Genomic DNA, 17,219 nt, shown 5'->3' with positions numbered 1-17,219 from the left:
GGGGCGGGGCGGGCGCACAGACCGCCCCGCCCCGCCCCGGCAGGGTGCTCGCGGAATTCCGCGGCCCGTCGAGGTGCGCTATCGCCTCCCCGCACGGCCCGGGTGCGCTCAGACTTCGGCGACCCGGCCGTCCGCCACCTCGATACGGCGCGTGGTGCGTACCGCCTCCAGCATCCGCCGGTCGTGGGTGACCAGCAGCAGCGTGCCGGTATAGGTCTCCAGCGCCGCCTCCAACTGCTCGATGGCGGGCAGGTCCAGGTGGTTCGTCGGCTCGTCGAGGACCAGGAGGTTGACGCCGCGTCCCTGGAGCAGGGCGAGCGCGGCGCGGGTGCGTTCGCCCGGCGACAGGCTGGTGGCGGGACGCGTCACATGCTCGGCGCGGAGTCCGAACTTGGCGAGCAGGGTGCGCACGTCGGCCGGTTCGGTGTCGGGGACGGCCGCGCAGAACGCCTCCAGCAGCGACTGTGCGCCGAGGAACAGCCTGCGGGCCTGGTCCACCTCGCCGACCACCACGCCGGAGCCGAGCGCGGCGTGGCCGGAGTCCAGCGGCAGCCGTTCCAGCAGGGCGGCGAGCAGGGTGGACTTGCCCGCCCCGTTCGCTCCGGTGATCGCGACCCGGTCCGCCCAGTCGATCTGGAGCGACGCGGGGCCGAAGGAGAAGTCGCCGCGCGCCACGCGGGCCTCGCGCAGGGTCGCGACGACGGAGCCGGAGCGGGGGGCGGCGGCGATCTCCATCCGCAGCTCCCACTCCTTGCGCGGCTCCTCGACGACGTCGAGGCGCTCGATCATGCGCTGGGTCTGCCGGGCCTTGGCCGCCTGCTTCTCGCTGGCCTCGCTGCGGGCGTTGCGGCCGATCTTGTCGCCGTCGGTGGCCTTGCGGCGGGCGTTCTTGACGCCCTTGTCCATCCAGGAGCGCTGCATGTGACCGCGTGCTTCCAGGGCGGCCTTCCGGTCCGCGTACTCCTCGTAGCCTTCGCGGGCGTGGCGGCGGGCCCGCTCGCGCTCCTCCAGGTAGGCGGCGTAGCCGCCGCCGTACAGGTTGATCTGCTGCTGGGCGAGGTCGAGTTCCAGGACCTTGGTGACCGTGCGCATGAGGAACTCGCGGTCGTGGCTGATGACGACGGTGCCGGCGCGCAGTCCGGAGACGAAGCGCTCCAGGCGCTCCAGGCCGTCGAGATCGAGGTCGTTGGTGGGCTCGTCGAGCAGGAAGACGTCGTAGCGGGACAGCAGCAGCGAGGCGAGACCCGCGCGGGCGGCCTGCCCGCCGGAGAGGGCGGTCATGGGCAGGTCCAGGCCGACCGTGAGGCCGAGGTCGGCGGCGACCTGCTCGGCGCGTTCGTCCAGGTCCGCGCCGCCGAGGGCGAGCCAGCGCTCCAGGGTCTCGGAGTACGCGTCGTCCGCGCCGGGAGCTCCGGCGACCAGCGCGTCGGTCGCCTCGTCCATGGCGCGCTGGGCGTCGGCGACTCCGGTGCGGCGGGCGAGGAACGCCCGCACGCTCTCGCCGTCGCGCCGCTCGGGCTCCTGCGGGAGGTGGCCTACGGAGGCGGTGGGCGGTGAGAGCTGGAGTTCGCCCTCCTCCGGGCGCTCCAGGCCGGCGAGCAGACGGAGGAGGGAGGATTTGCCGGCCCCGTTGACTCCGACGAGACCGATCACGTCACCGGGTGCGACGACGAGGTCGAGTCCGGCGAAGAGCGTGCGGTCGCCGTGTCCGGCGGCGAGGTCCTTGGCGACGAGAGTGGCAGTCATCAGGGTGCCGATCCTAATCGCCGTCCGGTGCGCCGCGGGCAGGGGGAAGCCGGAGCGGGCGGTCTCGCCGAGCGGGGTCCGGTGTCCGCCGCGTTCCGTTAGCGTCCTTCCCGGACGTGGCGGCCGGACGAGGGAGTGGGCGGGATGACGCGGGTGATCGTGGTGGGCGGCGGAGTGATCGGTCTCACCACCGCCGTGACGCTGGCGGAGCGGGGGCTGCGGGTGCGGGTCTGGTCGCGCGATCCGGCCGGGGCGACGACCTCGGCGGTGGCCGGGGCGCTGTGGTGGCCGTACCGCATCGAGCCGGCGGAGCGGGTGGGCGGCTGGGCGCTGGAGACGCTGGCGGTGTACGAGGAGCTGGCCGCGGCTCCGGAGCGGACCGGGGTGCGGCTGGCGGCGGGCGTGCACGGCGGTGAGCGGCTTGCGGCGCTGGGCCCGTGGGCGGCGGGGCTGACGGGGGCCGCCGAGGTGCCCGAGGGGCTGCGGGTGGTGCTGCCGCTGCTGGACATGCCGGTGCATCTGGCCTGGCTGGAGCGGCGGCTGGCGGCGGCGGGCGGTGCGGTGGAGCGGCGCGCGGTGGCGGGCTTCGGCGAGGCGGGGGCGTCGGCAGCGGTGGTGGTGAACTGCACGGGGCTGGGGGCGCGGGAGCTGGTGCCGGACGCGGGGGTGCGGCCGGTGCGCGGGCAACTGGTCGTGGTGGAGAACCCGGGCGTCGAGGAGTGGTTCACCGAGGCGGACGCGTCGTCCGCCGCGACGACGTACTTCTTCCCGCAGCCGGGCCGGCTGGTGCTGGGCGGGACGGCGGAGGCGGACGACGAGCGTCCGGAGGGGGACGCGGGGACGGCGCGGGAGATCGTGGCGCGGTGCGCGCGGGTGCGGCCGGAGATCGCCGGGGCCCGGGTGCTGGGCCACCGGGTGGGGCTGCGGCCGACGCGGGAGGCGGGGGTCAGGATCGAGGCGGAGCCGCTGCCGGGCGGGGGCCTGCTGGTGCACAACTACGGGCACGGCGGTGCGGGGGTGACGGTGGCCTGGGGATGCGCGCGGGCGGCGGCGGCCCTGGTGGGCTGAGCCGCCGCCGCGTACGTTCCCGGCGTTCCCGCGGTCCGTTCCCGGCGTTCGCGCGGTCAGTCGCCCGGGGGCGGGCCTGCGGGGCCGGGGCGGTGGCGCTCGTCCGTGGTGACGGCCGCGCCGGGGCCGATCCGGATCTCGAAGTCGCCGTCGTACTTGGCGTGCCCCTCGATGACGGCCGACTCGACCGCCTCCACGCCGAACTCCTGGCGGACGATCTGCGGGTCCCTGCGCAGGTCGCGCATGAGGGCCACGCACATGCCGATCATCACGACGACGAAGGGGGCGGCGACCAGGATGGTGAGGTTCTGGAGGCCTTGCAGCGCGTTCTCCTCGCCGTCGCCGATGAGCAGCATGACCGCGGCCACGGCGCCGGTCACCACGCCCCAGAAGACGACGACCCACTTGCCCGGTTCGAGGACGCCCTTCTGGGAGAGGGTGCCCATGACGATCGACGCGGCGTCGGCGCCGGAGACGAAGAAGATGCCCACGAGGACCATCACGAGGACGCTCATCGCGGTGGCGATCGGGAACTGCTGCAGGAGGCCGAAGAGCTGCGCCTCCGGGGTCTCGGCCCCGGTGAGCTTCCCGGCCTCGTCCAGCTTCATGGCCGCGCCGCCGAACACCGCGAACCAGACGAGGCTGACCGTGCTGGGCACCAGGATGACCCCGCCGACGAACTGGCGGATGGTCCGGCCCCGGCTGATCCGGGCGATGAACATGCCGACGAAGGGCGTCCAGGAGATCCACCAGGCCCAGTAGAAGACCGTCCAGGAGGCGAGCCAGTCGGCCACGTCGTCGCCGCCGGTGGCCTCGGTGCGTCCGGCCAGCTGTCCCAGGTTGCTGAAGTAGGCGCCGAGTGACGTGGGGAGCAGGTCGAGCACGATGACGGTGGGCCCGGCGATGAAGACGAACACCGCGAGGATCAGGGCCAGCACCATGTTGGTGTTGGAGAGCCACTGGATGCCCTTCTCCACGCCGGAGACCGCGGAGAGCACGAAGCAGAGCGTCAGCACGGCGATGATGCCGACCAGGAGGCCGGTGCCGGTCTTCTCCATCCAGTCCAGTTCCTGGAAACCGCTGCCGATCTGGAGCGCGCCGAGGCCGAGCGAGGCCGCGGAGCCGAAGAGCGTGGCGAAGATGGCCAGGATGTCGATGAAGCGGCCGAAGCCGCCGTTGGCGCGCCGCTCGCCGATCAGCGGCTCGAAGACGGCGCTGATCGTCTGCCGCCTGCGCCGCCGGTAGGCGCTGTAGGCGATCGCGAGGCCGACCACCGCGTAGATGGCCCAGGGGTGCAGCGTCCAGTGGAAGAGGGTGGTGGCCATGGCGGTCTGCATGGCCTCGGCCGCGTCGGCGGGATCGGTCCCCGGCGGCGGGTTGCGGAAGTGGGCCAGCGGCTCGCTCACTCCGTAGAACATCAGCCCGATGCCCATGCCGGCGCTGAACATCATGGCGACCCAGGAGACCGTCCGGAACTCCGGTTCCTCACCCTCCTGGCCGAGGCAGATCTTCCCGTAGCGGCTGATGGCCAGCCACAGCGCGAAGATCACGAAGCCCGAGGCGGCCAGCATGAAGGCCCAGCCGCCGTTGTGGATGAGCCCGTTGAGCGCGCTTCCGGAGACGCTCTCCAGGGAGTCGGTGGCCGTCGCGCCCCAGACGACGAAGGCGAGGGTGAGCGCCGCCGTGACCCCGAACACCACCCGGTCGGTGGTCGGACTCTTGGTACTGGGCGGTTCGGCGGGGAGGTCCGCCGTGACCGGCAGTCCCTCCCGCCCGTCCGATGTCTGGTCGTCCTGGGGCACGCCTGGCACCTTTCACCGAGTCCGAAAATCGCTCACCGTAGGCAGTACCACACCTGCCCACGATCTCGGAGGATCAACAAGCGGTATCGGCTTGACCGTTTGTGAGGTGATATGTCGCCCGCTGGTCGAGGAGCAGCGGAATCAGGTTCCGGGCGGGCTGGCGGAGCGTCACATACGCGCCATCCCCGTCCGGGCGGGAACGGACGCCGTGCAGGGCGAGCTCGTCCCCGACGTCGGCGAGCTGGGCGGCGTCGAGCCGGTAGCCGCACGGCGGGTCGGCGAGGATCCGGTCGGGCTCGGCGGGCTCGTTGTCCGCCCCGCCCAGATACACGGGGCCGCGGTCCGCCGCGCCGGAGAGCCGCGAGAGGGCGGTGGCCGTCCGGATGCGGACGCGCCGCTCGTCGGTGAAGGCGAACAGTCCGTCGAGCGCCGTGAGCTGGGAGTGCACCCGGCGGCGGTGGTTGAGCGCGGGGGCGGCCCTCTCGGCGTCGCTCAGCGCGTCGACGCGGGACTCGATGAGGAGTCCTACGGCGTGCTTGAGGCCCGAGGTGTTGCGCAGGATGCGCTCCTGGCCGTCGCCCGCGGTCTGCTTGACCGGCTCGCCGGTGACCGGGTCGGTCCAGATGCCGTAGTGGCCGCTGGTGTGGCCGCCCCGGGTCGCGGCGGGCCTCACATAGCCGTCGGACAGCGTCCGCGCGGCGTCGTGGACGGGGCCGTCGACGTTGAGGTTGCGCGGCCACAGCACGAAGAGGTCCTTGTCGTAGTACGGCGGAGTGGCCCCGTACTCGTGCAGGTCGTAGATCACGTCAGGGCGTTCGTCGCGCACGACGGCCGCCGTCGCACGGGCCTCCGCGGTCCTCAGCCCGATGTGGTCCCGGTTGACGTCGACGCCGTCGGCGTTGCCCCGGGTGTCGGCGGCGCGCCCGTCCGGGTTGGCGTTGGGCAGGACCAGCACCCTCGTACGGGAGAGGAAGGCGCGGGTCGCCCGGTCCTCGGCGAAGGCGAGATCGCGCACCGTGGACAGGCACGCCTCGCGCCCCGCGGGCTCGTCGCCGTGCTGGCCGCAGACCAGCAGCACGGTGGTGGCGCCGGGGCTCCGCGTCCCGACGCTCGCGAGCCGGAGGGGCCTGCCCTCGCCGGTCGTGCCGATCCGCCGGACGGAGACCCGCTCGCCGCCCCGGTCGACGGCGGCGAGGAACGCCCGCTCCTCCGGCTCGCCGGTCCAGCGCGCCCCGCCGCTCTCCTCGAATCCGGTACGCGGCGGGCGGGGCGCGGCCTCGGCGGGCGCTACGGCGAGCGGGGCGGCCAGGGCGGCGAGCGCCAGCGCCGCGACCGTACGGCGCAGCCCCGGGGCCCGGCGCGGTGCGGGCGACTCCGTCCCGGTGCGGGCCGCCACCGGTCCGAGCCAGGGGTGCGGGCTGAGCACACGGAGTGCGCGGGCGAAGCGATCGGTCATCGGCTGCTGCCTCCCGGGACACGAGGAGCGGGCACCGCGTGCCCGCCGCCTGTCGGCGTCTGCGGACGGTACCCCGGTCAACTCCGGTGCGACAGGGGGCGATCACCGCCGACCGCGTCGGCGCGGCGGGTGCGGAGCGGCGGGTTCCCGGGCGGTCGGGCGGTGCGGTGTCAGGCGTGGGCGCGCGGGCGTGCCCGGTGGGCGGCGCGGGCGGCGCGCGCCCTCGGCAGGTACCGCAGCCGCTCCGGGAGCACCGGCACGACGACGCGCAGCACGGAGCACAGCCGCCGCAGCCGCCGTTCCTGGTCCGGCGTCCACGGCAGGCCGATGGCCTCCCGGGCGTCCGGCGGCATCAGCCCGACGGTGGCGAAGCGGCGCAGGCGGGTCAGCGGCGGCAGCAGGACCGGCCACAGCGCGCGCAGCGCCAGCCGCAGCGGCAGCGGCCCTCGGTCGGGCGGCGGGAGGGGCGCGTCGGCGGCGACCAGTTCGCGCACCACGGCGGTCGCCTCGATCTCCTCGGCCAGCATCGCGCGGTAGTACGGCCAGAAGTCCTCGACGGTCTGCGGCATGTCCCGGTCGTGGATGCCCAGGATCCGGCCGACCTGGAGCCATTCGCGGTACAGGGCGCGTTCCTGCGCGGCGGTCAGCGGACGCATCAGGTACCGGGCGGCGTGCCGGTAGACCGGGAAGCCGGTGGCGTGGACCCAGGCGTAGTTCGCGGGCGTCAGCGCGTGGTAGCGGCGGCCCCGGGTGTCGGTGCCCAGGATCGTGCGGTGCAGCCGGCGCAGCCTGCGGCCCTCCTCGGCGGCCTCGGCACCGCCGTACACCCAGAGCTGGAGCGAGGCCAGGGACCGCTCGCCTCGGCCCCACGGGTCGCTGCGGAAGACCGAGTGCGCGTCGACGCCCGCCCCGACCGCAGGGTGGGCGACCTGGAGGGTGAGGGCGGCGGGCAGCATGAGCAGGGCGCGGATGTCGCCGGACAGGCTCCAGAGGACGCCTCCGGGCGGCGGCGGCGCGGGGTCCGTCCCGCCGCCGTCCGTCCCGCCGCGTGCCGCGGTCGCCGGCTCGGGCCGCGTGGTGGTCATCGTGGTGCTCTCCCAGCCGTCGGGCGGGTGGGGCCGTGTGCCGCCGGTGGGCCGTGTGCCGGCCGTCCCGCTCGTGACCAGTATGCGAGGGCGGTCCGGCCGTCCGGTCCGCCGGGGGCCGCGACCGGTGCCCGGGCCGGGCTGGACGGGGCGGCGGCGGTGCCGGACACTTTCACAGCAGTGGTGAGACAGCGGCGCTGTTCGACACAGTGCTGTTCGACACGAGGAGCAGAGATGGCGACCGGCACCGACGAGCCGACGCTCACCGTCGACGAGCTGGCGGCCCGCGCGGGCGTCACCGTGCGCACGGTGCGGTTCTACAGCACCCGGGGCCTGCTGCCGCCGCCGGTCATCGGGCCGCGCCGGGTGGGGCGCTACGGGGCCGACCACCTCTCCCGGCTCGCGCTGATCGAGGAGCTCCAGCACCAGGGCATGACCTTGGCCGCGATCGAACGCTATCTGGAGCAGCTGCCGCCGGACCTGAGCGCCCACGACCTGGCCATCCACCGGGCGCTGGTGGCGTCCTGGGCGCCGGACAAGGCGGAGGACACCTCGCGGGCCGAGCTGGAGCGGCGGGCCGGGCGGACGCTGACGGAGTCGGACGTGGACCGGCTGGCCGCGATGGGGGTCGTGGTGCGGCCGGAGACGGCGGGGGGCGTCTACCGGGTGGATCCGGGGCTGCTGCGGCTCGGAGTGGAGCTGCTGGACGTGCCGATCGCGCACGAGACGATCCTGGCGGCCCGCACGGTCCTGCTGGAGCACACCCGCTCGGCCGCCCAGCAGCTGACCCGGCTCTTCCGCGACGAGGTGTGGAACCCCTACCGGGAGCGGGAGGCGGATCCGGAGCACGTGGCGGCGATGAAGTCGCTCTCGGCCGACATGCAGCCGATCGTGGTGCAGGCACTGGTGACGGCGTTCCAGCGGTCGCTGAAGGAGGAGCTGCGGGCCGCGTTCACCGCACGGTGAGCGCGGCCCGCGGGCCGGGCGGGCTCAGTCGTGGAAGGTCTCGCCCCGTTCCGCCTTCTCCACGAGCAGCGAGGGTGGCAGGAAGCGGTCGCCGTAGCGCTCCGCGAGCCGGCGCGCGCGGGCGGTGAAGCCGGGCAGGCCGCCCTCGTAGCCGTTGATGTACTGGAGGACGCCGCCGGTCCACGGCGGGAAGCCGATGCCCATGATGGAGCCGATGTTGGCGTCGGCGACGGAGGTGAGGACGCCCTCCTCCAGACAGCGGACGCTGTCCAGCGCCTCCGAGAAGAGCATCCGCTCCTTCATGTCCTCGAAGGGCACGTCGGCGTCGGGCCTGGTGAAGTGCTCGCGCAGTCCGGGCCACAGGCCGGTGCGCCGGCCGTCCTCGTCGTAGTCGTAGAACCCAGCGCCGCCGCTGCGCCCCGGGCGGCCGAACTCGTCGACCATGCGGTCGACGACCTCGTCGGAGGGGTGGCCGGGCCAGTCGCCGCCCGCCTGGAGCACCGCGCGCCTCGCCTCGTCGCGGATCCTGCGCGGCAGGGTCAGGGTCAGCTCGTCCATCAGGGAGAGGACCTTGGCCGGGTAGCCGGACTGGGCGGCGGCCTGCTCGACCGAGGCGGGCTCGACGCCCTCGCCGACCATGGCGACGCCCTCGTTGATGAACTGGCCGATGACGCGCGAGGTGAAGAAGCCGCGCGAGTCATTGACGACGATCGGCGTCTTCCTGATCCGGCGTACCAGGTCGAAGGCGCGGGCCAGGGCCTCGTCACCGGTGCGCTCGCCCCTGATGATCTCCACCAGGGGCATCTTGTCGACGGGCGAGAAGAAGTGCAGCCCGATGAAGTCCTCGGGCCGGCGGACGCCCTCGGCCAGGGCCGTGATCGGCAGGGTGGAGGTGTTGGAGCACAGCAGCGCGTCGGGCTCGACGACGTCCTGGATCTCCTGGAACACCTTGTGCTTGAGCCCGGTGTCCTCGAAGACGGCCTCGATGACCGCGTCGCAGCCGGCCAGATCGGCGACGTCGCCGGTCGGCGTGATCCTGGCCAGCAGCTCGTCGCGCTTCGCCTCGGTCGTACGGCCCCGGGAGAGTGCCTTGGCGAGCAGCTTCTCGCTGTACGCCCGGCCCCGTGCGGCGGCCTCGGCGGAGACGTCCTTGAGGACGACGTCGATGCCGGCCTTGGCACAGGAGTAGGCGATGCCCGCGCCCATCATCCCGGCGCCGAGCACGGCGACCTTGCGGACCGGGCGCTCGGGGATGTCCCTGGGGCGGTTGGCGCCGGAGTTGACCGCCTGGAGGTCGAAGAAGAACGCCTGGATCATGTTCTTGGAGACCTGGCCGGTGACCAGCTCGGTGAAGTACCGGGCCTCGATGGTCAGGGCGGTCTCGAAGTCGACCTGGGAGCCCTCCACGGCGGCGGCCAGGATGTTGCGGGGCGCGGGCATCGGCGCGCCCGCGATCTGCTTCTTCAGGTTGGCCGGGAACGCGGGCAGGTTGGCGGCGAAGCGCGGGCTGGACGGGGTGCCGCCGGGGATGCGGTATCCCTTGACGTCCCAGGGCTGCCGGGACTCGGGGTTGGCGTCGATGAAGGCGCGGGCCTTGGCCAGCATCTCCTCGCGGGTGTCGGCGACTTCGTGGACCAGGCCGTTCTCCAGGGCGCGCCGCGGGGTGTACTGGGTGCCCTGGAGGAGCACCTTGAGCAGCGCGTCGGCGATGCCCATGAGGCGTACGGTGCGGGTGACGCCGCCGCCTGCCGGGAGGAGGCCGAGGGTGACCTCGGGCAGGCCGATGCGGGAGCCGGGGGCGTCGAGGGCGACGCGGTGGTGGGAGGCGAGCGCGATCTCGTAACCGCCGCCGAGGGCGGCGCCGTTGATGGCGGCGACGACCGGTTTGCCGAGCGTCTCGATGCGGCGCAGCGACTTCTTGATGGCGGTGCCGGTGTCGAAGGCGGCCTGGGCGTTCTCGGGGCCGGCCTTGATCATGTCCTTGAGGTCGCCGCCCGCGAAGAAGGTCTTCTTGGCGGAGGTGTAGATGATGCCGCGGATGGTGTCCTTCTCGGCCTCGGCGCGCTCCGCGACGGCCGCGATGGAGTCCTTGAAGCGCTGGTTCATCGTGTTGGCCGACTGGTCGGGGTCGTCGAGGACGAGGGTGACGACGCCGGTCTCGTCCTGTTCCCAGCGGATGGTCGTGCTCTCGGTCATGTGGGTGTCTTCTCCGTTGGAGGCGGGGTGGGCCGGGGGACGGTCAGAGGCGTTCGACGACGGTGGCGACGCCCATGCCGCCGCCGACGCAGAGGGTGACGAGGCCGAACCGCTGGTCGCGGCGCTCCAGTTCGTCGACGATCGTGCCGAGGATCATCGCGCCGGTCGCGCCGAGGGGGTGGCCGAGCGCGATGGCGCCGCCGTTGACGTTGACCTTGTCCAGGGAGAGGCCCATGTCCCTGACGAAGCGCAGGACGACTCCGGCGAAGGCTTCGTTGATCTCGACGAGGTCGATGTCGTCGATGGTCAGCCCGGCCTTGGCCAGCGCCTTGCGGGTGGCGGGGGCGGGGCCGGTGAGCATGATGGTGGGCTCGGAGCCGGAGACGGCGGCGGAGACGATCCGGGCGCGCGGGGTGAGCCCGTAGCGCTCTCCGACCTCCTGGGAGCCGATGGCGACGAGGGCCGCGCCGTCCACGATGCCGGAGGAGTTGCCCGCGTGGTGGACGTGGTCGATCTTCTCGATCCAGTGGTACTTCTGGAGCGCCACCGCGTCGAACCCGCCCATCTCGCCGATGCCCGCGAACGACGGCTTGAGGCCGGCGAGGGAGTCGGCGGTGGTGCCGGGGCGCAGGTGCTCGTCGTGGTCGAGGACGAGCAGCCCGTTGCGGTCCCTGACCGGGACGACGGAGCGGGCGAAGCGGCCGTCCTTCCAGGCGGCGGCGGCGCGTTCCTGGGAGAGGGCGGCGTACTCGTCGACGTCGCGCCGGCTGAAGCCCTCGATGGTGGCGATGAGGTCCGCGCCGATGCCCTGCGGGGCGAAGCCGGTCTGGAAGCTGGTCATCGGGTCCATCGCCCAGGCCCCGCCGTCCGAGCCCATCGGCACCCGGGACATCGACTCCACGCCGCCGGCCAGGACCAGGTCCTCCCAGCCGGAACGGACCTTGGCGGCGGCCAGGTTGACGGCCTCCAGGCCGGACGCACAGAAGCGGTTCTCCTGGACGCCGGCGACGGAGTCGGGGAGCCCGGCGGCGATGGCCGCGATGCGGGCGATGTCGGAGCCCTGGTCGCCGAGCGGGCTGACGACGCCGAGGACGATGTCGTCGATGGCTGCCGGGTCGAGACCGGGCAGGCGGTCCCGCATCTCGTGGATGAGGCCGACGACCAGGTCGATCGGCTTGGTGCCGTGCAGGGCGCCGTTGGCCTTGCCTCGGCCGCGCGGGGTGCGGATCGCGTCGTAGACGAATGCTTCGGTACTCAAGACAGCTGCCTTTCGGGGGTGGTTGCGGGGAGGGCGCGGCTCAGGCGAGCAGCGAGCGGCCGATGATCTCCTTCATGATCTCGGTCGTGCCGCCGTAGATCGTCTGGATGCGGCCGTCGGTGAACGCCTTCGCGACCCGGTACTCGCTCATGTAGCCGTAGCCCCCGTGCAGTTGAAGGCAGCGGTCGGCGACGCGCTTCTGCAGTTCGGTGGCCCACCACTTGGCCATCGAGGCGTGGACGGCGTCCAGCACGCCGTCGGAGTGGTCGACGACGCAGCGGTCCAGGAAGGTGCGGGTGACGGCGCACTCGGTGGCCATCTCGGCGATCTCGAAGCGGATGTGCTGGAGCTTGGAGAGCGGACGCCCGAACGCCTCGCGTTCCTTGACGTACCGGGTGGTGATCTCCAGCAGGTGTTCGGCGGCGGCGATCCCGGCGACCGCTATGCCCAGGCGCTCCTGGGCGAGGTTGGTCATCAGGTGGACGAAGGCGCCGTCGCGTTCGCCGAGCAGGTTCTCCTTGGGCACCCGGACGTCGTGGAAGAAGAGTTCGGCGGTGTCCTGGGACTTCTGGCCGATCTTGTCGAGGTTGCGGCCCCGCTCGAAGCCCTCCGCGCCGCGTTCGACGACGATCAGCGAGAGCCCCTTGGCGCCGCCCCCGGGGGTGGTCCTCGCCACGACGATCACCAGGTCGGCGAGGATGCCGTTGGAGATGAAGGTCTTGGAGCCGTTGAGCAGCCAGTGGTCGCCCCGGTCCTCGGCGGTGGTGCGGATGGCCTGGAGGTCGGAGCCCGCGCCCGGTTCGGTCATCGCGATGGCGGTGACCGTCTCGCCGGAGCAGAAGCCGGGCAGCCAGCGGCGCTTCTGCTCGTCGGTGCCCAGCCCGGTGAGATAGGGGCCGATGACGTCGTTGTGCAGGCCGATCGCCAGCCCGGCGGCCCCGGCCCGGGTGAACTCCTCGGCCAGGACGGCACTGTAGCGGAAGTCGGCGCTGCCGCCGCCCCCGTACTCCTGCGGCACGGCGAGTCCGAGCAGTCCGGCGCGTCCGGCGGCGAGCCAGGCCGCCCGCGAGACGATGCCGTCCTGCTCCCACTGCTCGTAGTGCGGCAGGACCTCCTTGGCCAGGAAGGCCCGGACGGTCTCGCGGAACGCGTCGTGCTCCTCGGTGAAGATCTGCCGCTGCACGGGGTCTCCCAGGGGGTGTCGTGTCGGTCAGGCCGGATCGGTGGGCGGCGTCAGGCCCGGTACGTCCCAGTCGGCGGCGACGTCCGCCGTGTCGGCCCCCGGCAGCGCGGGCCCGCCGCGTACGGAGCCGGGGGTGGCGGAGAAGCGCGGGGCCGGGGCGGGCTGGGTCAGGCCGCCGTGCTCGACGAACGTGGCGCGGGCGGCGAGATGCGGGTGGTGCGGCGCCTCGCGGAGCGAGAGGACGGGGGCCACGCAGGCGTCGGACCCGTCGAACACCTCCGTCCACCGCGCGCGGGTGCGGGTCGCGAAGCGGTCGGCGACGGCGGTGCGCAGTTCGCCCCAGCGGGCGAGGTCGCCCCGGTCGGGCGCGGTGTCCGCGATGCCGAGGAGCGTGATGAACTCGGCGTAGAAGCGCTGTTCCAGCGGGCCGACCGCCATGTACTGGCCGTCGGAGGTCTCGTAGACGCCGTAGAACGGGCAGCCGCCGTCGAGCAGGTTGGCGCCGCGCCGGTCCTGCCAGCCGCCGGCCGCCAGCATGCCGTGGATCATGGTGGAGAGGTGGGCCGCGCCGTCGACGATCGCGGCGTCCACCACCTGGCCGGCGCCGCCGGGCGTGCGCGCGTGCTGGAGCGCCGCGAGTACGCCGACGACGAGGTAGAGCGAGCCGCCCGCGTAGTCGCCGAGGAGGTTGGCCGGGACGGCGGGCGGTGCGTCGGGGGCGCCGATCATGCCCAGGGTGCCGGTGAGCGCGATGTAGGCGACGTCGTGCCCGGCCGTCTCGGCGAGCGGGCCGTCCTGGCCCCAGCCCGTCATCCGCCCGTAGACGAGCATCGGGTTGCGGGCCAGGCAGGCGTCGGGGCCGACGCCGAGGCGTTCGGCCACACCGGGCCGGTAGCCCTCGATCAGGATGTCGGCGCGTTCGGCCAGGTCCAGGACGAGGCCGGGGCCGGGTGGGCTCTTGAGGTCGACGAGCACCGAGCGCTTGTTGCGGTTGGTGAGGTCGTGGGCCGGGTCGACCCCGAGTCCGGGGCCGCCGGGCCGGTCCACCCGTACGACGTCGGCCCCGAGGTCGGCCAGCAGCATCGCCGCGAAGGGGCCGGGGCCGATCCCCGCCAGCTCGACGACGCGGACCCCGGTCAGCGGGCCGTGCCCAGTCCTGGTCATCCGTGAGCCCCCAGCGGTGTGACACAACCGATGTAACATCGATGATGCTAAGAACACGCCGCGCTCCGCACAACCCCTCAGGCCGAGCAAGCGCTTAGTTCTTCCTCCCATCCTCCCGCATCGGCTCCGCCCGGCCGTACGCCGCCGCGTCCGGCTCCGCTAACCTCTGCCTGCACGTCGGCACCCGGCCCCTTGCGGAGGTACTCGTGAACAGGCAGAACGGGGCGCCACGCCCCTTGGACGTCGTCCTCTTCGGCGCCACCGGATTCGTGGGGACGCTGACCGCCGAATATCTGGCCGCGCACGCCCCGGCCGGACTCCGCTGGGCCCTGGCGGGACGCGACCGGGGCAGGCTGGAGCGGCTGCGCGAACGGCTCGCCGCGATCGATCCGGGCTGCGCCGACCTGCCGCTGGTGGAGACCGACGCCGCGGACGCCGACGCCCTGCGCGAACTGGCCGCGTCGACGCGGGTGGTCGCCACGACGGTGGGACCGTACGTCCGGTACGGCGAGGAGCTGATCGCCGCCTGCGCCGAGGCCGGGACGGACTACGCCGATCTGACGGGCGAGGCCGAGTTCATCGACCGCAGCTTCGTGCTCCACGACACGCGCGCCCGGGAGACGGGGGCGCGCCTCGTGCACGCCTGCGGCTTCGAGTCCGTACCGCATGACCTCGGCGCGTACTTCACCGTCCTGCAACTGCCCGAGGGGGTGCCGCTGTCCGTCGACGGCTTCGTGCGCACCGACGCGGTCTTCTCCGGCGGTACGTTCGCCTCGGCGCTCACCGCGATGGGGCGCGGACCGAAGATGGTCGCCGCCGCCCGGGAGCGGCGGCTGCACGAGCCGCGCCTGGTGGGGCGGCGCGTGCGCGCCTCGGCGGGCTCACCGCACTACAGCGGGGCTACGGGCGCCTGGGCGCTGCCGCTGCCGACCGTCGACCCGGCGGTCGTGGGCCAGTCGGCACGGGCCCTCCAGCGGTACGGCCCGGACTTCCGCTACCGGCACTTCGCCTCGGTCCGGACCCTGCCGATGGCCCTCGGCGGCCCGGCGGCCCTCGGCGCTCTGGTCGCCGCCGCCCAGTTCGGGCCGGTGCGGGACTGGCTGACGGGGCGTTACGAGCCGGGGCGGGGGCCGGACGAGGAGCGGCGCGCGAGAAGCTGGTTCACCGTCCGCTTCGCCGGCGAGGGCGGCGGACGGCGGGTCTTCACGGAGGTCTCCGGCGGCGACCCGGGCTACGGCGAGACGGCCAGGATCCTCGCCGAATCGGCCATGTCACTCGCCCTCGACGAACTTCCGGCGACGTCCGGGCAGGTCACTCCCGTGGTGGCGATGGGCGACGCGCTGCTGGCGCGGCTGGGGGCGGCGGGGCTGCGCTTCCGGGTGGCGGCGGTCCGCGAGGACCTGCCGTAGGAGCCGCCGCCGGGCCGGTCGCCTGCGGGGTCGCGGTACGGCTCAGAGCGCCCAGCTGACCAGCGTGTACAGCATCGCGCCCAGCCAGACGAGACCGGTCATGCCGCCGAGGAGCATGCCGAGCGCGACCCGGCGCTCGGCGAGGCGGACGGGGACGTGCCGTACGGCTGTGCGAGAGGCGTTCATACGTACCAGCCTGCCCAGCGAGAACGCGGAGCACCACCCGTACGGATACTCAGCCGGCCGGCGGCGGACGCCCGCCGTTTCAGGCGGTCGCTTCCCTCAGCGTCCGGCGGCACAGCTCGTCCGCCCGGCGCGTGCTCTCCGGCTGGCGGAAGCGGCGGGCGAGGCGGAGCGTGTGGGCGCAGGCGTTGTCCAGGCTGATCCGGTGTCCCACGGAGACGAAGACCGGGTTGGTGTTCTCCTGGGTGCGCAACGCCCGGCCCACCACCTCCTCGCCGTCCAGCAGCGGGGAGGAGTCCCCGCGCCGGGGTCCGGGGGCTTCGTACGAAAAGGTGAACGGGTTCTTGCCGACGCCGATCACCGGGAGCCCGGTGAGCACACCGAGGTGGCTGGCGAGGCCGAAGCGGCGCGGGTGCGCGAGGCCGTAGCCGTCGCAGACGACGAGACCGGGGTCGACGGTCAGCGACTCCAGGGCCTCCAGGGCGGCCGGGATCTCGCGGAAGGCCAGCAGCCCGGGGACGTACGGGAAGGCGACGCGGCCGACGGCGGTGGCCTCGTCGACCGTCTCCAGCGTCGCGGCGTCCAGCACCACGGCCGCCGCGACGACGACGTCCTTCTCCTCGTCGTACGCCACGTCGACGCCGGTCACCAGGCCGGTACCGGGCGGCGGCCCCGGCTCGTCCAGCACCACCAGGCCGCGCAGGCGGTCCTGGATCGCCCGGCCCTCGGCTTCGTCCGCGGGGGTCTCATGGGCGGGAGGGGGCTGTGTCGTCATGACCGGAAGCTTAAGGGCTGCCCCGCGAGGTCTCCGCCGGGAGCGGGGGCGGTCCGCCGGGAGCGGGGGCGGTCCCCCGGCACGGGCGCGACCGCTGCGGCGGCAGGGGATCCCGTAGCCTGGCGATCATGTTCGTACTCGAATTGACCTACACGGCGCCGGTGGAGCGCGTCGACGCGCTGATGGCGGAGCACGTCGCCTGGCTGGACGACCAGTACGCGGCAGGCGTGTTCATCGCCTCGGGCCGCAAGGACCCGCGCGACGGCGGGGTGATCCTGGCCGTCGGGGAGGACCGTGCGCGGATCGAGGCGATCGCGGCGGCGGACCCGTTCACGGTGCACGGCGTGTGCGCTTACCGGGTGACCGAGTTCATCGCGACGAAGACGGCGCCGGAGCTCGCGCCGTTCCGTCAGCAGCCGGCCGGCTGAACGTTCGGGGCCGCCGTCCGGTCGCGTCGCGCGGCGCGGCGGGTCCGGCGGCAGGCGAGCTACTGGCGGCCGAGGATGAGGGCGAACGGTTGCTGGCCGGAGACGAGCGTCCGGCGCACGGTGCGCGCCTCGTGGGGGTGGTGCGCCCGGCGGACACGGCGGTGGCGGCTACCGCCGACGGAGGCGCGGAGCAGTGCGCGGCGGCTGGTGGGGGCCGCCTTCTGAGCACGTGTGGTCATTTTCACGCGCGGAAGATAACCCTTTTACCATGAATCGCCTTTCATGCGGATGGAGCCTTGGCCGTGCCTTGAACTGCCCTTGGCCATAACTGACTTGCACGTAACCGCTCACTCACGGCGCGCACTCCGACGCGGGATTCGGCGTCGCCCGCGGGACCTGGCGGGCAAGCTGGACGGGACGGCCGGTGACGCAGCTCACCCAGCCCTTCGGTGCACGGAACCATGCCCCCGGGCGTCTACTCCAGTGCCGGGAACCGTTCA

The 17,219-nt window shown here is 73.5% G+C and carries 15 protein-coding genes; 4 read left to right on the top strand and 11 right to left on the bottom strand.

Annotated elements, in window-relative coordinates:
• Positions 1-108: 108 nt before the first annotated feature.
• Positions 109-1,746: an ABC-F family ATP-binding cassette domain-containing protein gene (locus tag EES43_RS26825; RefSeq protein WP_124271136.1), complete on the bottom strand. Its 1,638-nt coding sequence runs from the start codon at positions 1,744-1,746 to the stop codon at positions 109-111.
• Positions 1,747-1,890: 144 nt separating this feature from the next.
• Here EES43_RS26825 and EES43_RS26820 point away from each other — a divergent pair, with 144 nt between their 5' ends.
• The gene (locus EES43_RS26820; RefSeq protein ID WP_124271135.1) at positions 1,891-2,814 is read left to right on the top strand and encodes an FAD-dependent oxidoreductase; all 924 of its coding nucleotides are present in this window, start codon (positions 1,891-1,893) and stop codon (positions 2,812-2,814) included.
• Between the two features lie 56 nt (positions 2,815-2,870).
• Here EES43_RS26820 and EES43_RS26815 read toward each other — a convergent pair whose 3' ends face one another.
• The 3 genes from EES43_RS26815 to EES43_RS26805 form a co-directional block, all read right to left on the bottom strand.
• Positions 2,871-4,616 carry a BCCT family transporter gene (locus EES43_RS26815; protein WP_124271134.1) on the bottom strand — a complete coding sequence of 582 codons (1,746 nt, stop codon included), beginning with the start codon at positions 4,614-4,616 and terminating at the stop codon, positions 2,871-2,873.
• A 73-nt stretch (positions 4,617-4,689) separates the two neighbouring features.
• On the bottom strand, positions 4,690-6,072 hold the full coding sequence (locus EES43_RS26810; protein WP_124271133.1) for a M14 family metallopeptidase: 1,383 nt from the start codon (positions 6,070-6,072) through the stop codon (positions 4,690-4,692).
• Between the two features lie 170 nt (positions 6,073-6,242).
• On the bottom strand, positions 6,243-7,157 hold the full coding sequence (locus EES43_RS26805) for an oxygenase MpaB family protein (protein ID WP_124271132.1): 915 nt from the start codon (positions 7,155-7,157) through the stop codon (positions 6,243-6,245).
• A 234-nt stretch (positions 7,158-7,391) separates the two neighbouring features.
• Here EES43_RS26805 and EES43_RS26800 point away from each other — a divergent pair, with 234 nt between their 5' ends.
• Positions 7,392-8,123: a MerR family transcriptional regulator gene (locus tag EES43_RS26800; protein ID WP_124271131.1), complete on the top strand. Its 732-nt coding sequence runs from the start codon at positions 7,392-7,394 to the stop codon at positions 8,121-8,123.
• 24 nt (positions 8,124-8,147) lie between these two features.
• Here EES43_RS26800 and EES43_RS26795 read toward each other — a convergent pair whose 3' ends face one another.
• From EES43_RS26795 to EES43_RS26780, 4 genes are read right to left on the bottom strand one after another with little or no spacing between them, the layout of a single operon-like run.
• Complete coding sequence (locus EES43_RS26795; protein ID WP_124271130.1) at positions 8,148-10,319, bottom strand: 3-hydroxyacyl-CoA dehydrogenase NAD-binding domain-containing protein; 2,172 nt, start codon at positions 10,317-10,319, stop codon at positions 8,148-8,150.
• A 43-nt stretch (positions 10,320-10,362) separates the two neighbouring features.
• The gene (locus tag EES43_RS26790; RefSeq protein WP_124271129.1) at positions 10,363-11,577 is read right to left on the bottom strand and encodes an acetyl-CoA C-acetyltransferase; all 1,215 of its coding nucleotides are present in this window, start codon (positions 11,575-11,577) and stop codon (positions 10,363-10,365) included.
• A gap of 40 nt (positions 11,578-11,617) precedes the next feature.
• Positions 11,618-12,760 carry an acyl-CoA dehydrogenase family protein gene (locus EES43_RS26785; RefSeq protein WP_124271128.1) on the bottom strand — a complete coding sequence of 381 codons (1,143 nt, stop codon included), beginning with the start codon at positions 12,758-12,760 and terminating at the stop codon, positions 11,618-11,620.
• A gap of 27 nt (positions 12,761-12,787) precedes the next feature.
• On the bottom strand, positions 12,788-13,924 hold the full coding sequence (locus EES43_RS26780; protein WP_124271127.1) for a CaiB/BaiF CoA transferase family protein: 1,137 nt from the start codon (positions 13,922-13,924) through the stop codon (positions 12,788-12,790).
• A gap of 206 nt (positions 13,925-14,130) precedes the next feature.
• Here EES43_RS26780 and EES43_RS26775 point away from each other — a divergent pair, with 206 nt between their 5' ends.
• A complete protein-coding gene (locus tag EES43_RS26775; RefSeq protein ID WP_124271126.1) occupies positions 14,131-15,333 on the top strand; it encodes a saccharopine dehydrogenase family protein in 1,203 nt (400 codons plus the stop codon).
• Between the two features lie 42 nt (positions 15,334-15,375).
• On the opposite strand, the gene EES43_RS30845 is transcribed toward EES43_RS26775, so the two are convergent.
• Both EES43_RS30845 and EES43_RS26770 read right to left on the bottom strand, forming a co-directional pair.
• Positions 15,376-15,519, bottom strand: a complete 144-nt coding sequence (locus EES43_RS30845) for a morphogenic membrane protein MmpA (RefSeq protein WP_164493285.1) — start codon at positions 15,517-15,519, stop codon at positions 15,376-15,378.
• Positions 15,520-15,598: 79 nt separating this feature from the next.
• Positions 15,599-16,291: an endonuclease V gene (locus tag EES43_RS26770; RefSeq protein WP_124271125.1), complete on the bottom strand. Its 693-nt coding sequence runs from the start codon at positions 16,289-16,291 to the stop codon at positions 15,599-15,601.
• 128 nt (positions 16,292-16,419) lie between these two features.
• Between EES43_RS26770 and EES43_RS26765 the strand changes: the two genes are divergently transcribed.
• Positions 16,420-16,719, top strand: a complete 300-nt coding sequence (locus EES43_RS26765; protein WP_124271124.1) for a YciI family protein — start codon at positions 16,420-16,422, stop codon at positions 16,717-16,719.
• A 59-nt stretch (positions 16,720-16,778) separates the two neighbouring features.
• Here the strand turns inward: EES43_RS26765 and EES43_RS26760 are convergent, their stop codons facing one another.
• Entirely contained in the window at positions 16,779-16,958 is a 180-nt protein-coding gene (locus tag EES43_RS26760) for a hypothetical protein (RefSeq protein ID WP_124271123.1), read from the bottom strand.
• Positions 16,959-17,219: the final 261 nt, after the last annotated feature.

This window comes from Streptomyces sp. ADI96-02 (genome assembly GCF_003846185.1).
GTDB lineage: Bacteria > Actinomycetota > Actinomycetes > Streptomycetales > Streptomycetaceae > Streptomyces.
Note: the sequence above shows the minus strand (reverse complement) of the source record. Positions and strands in the feature narration are given on the sequence as shown.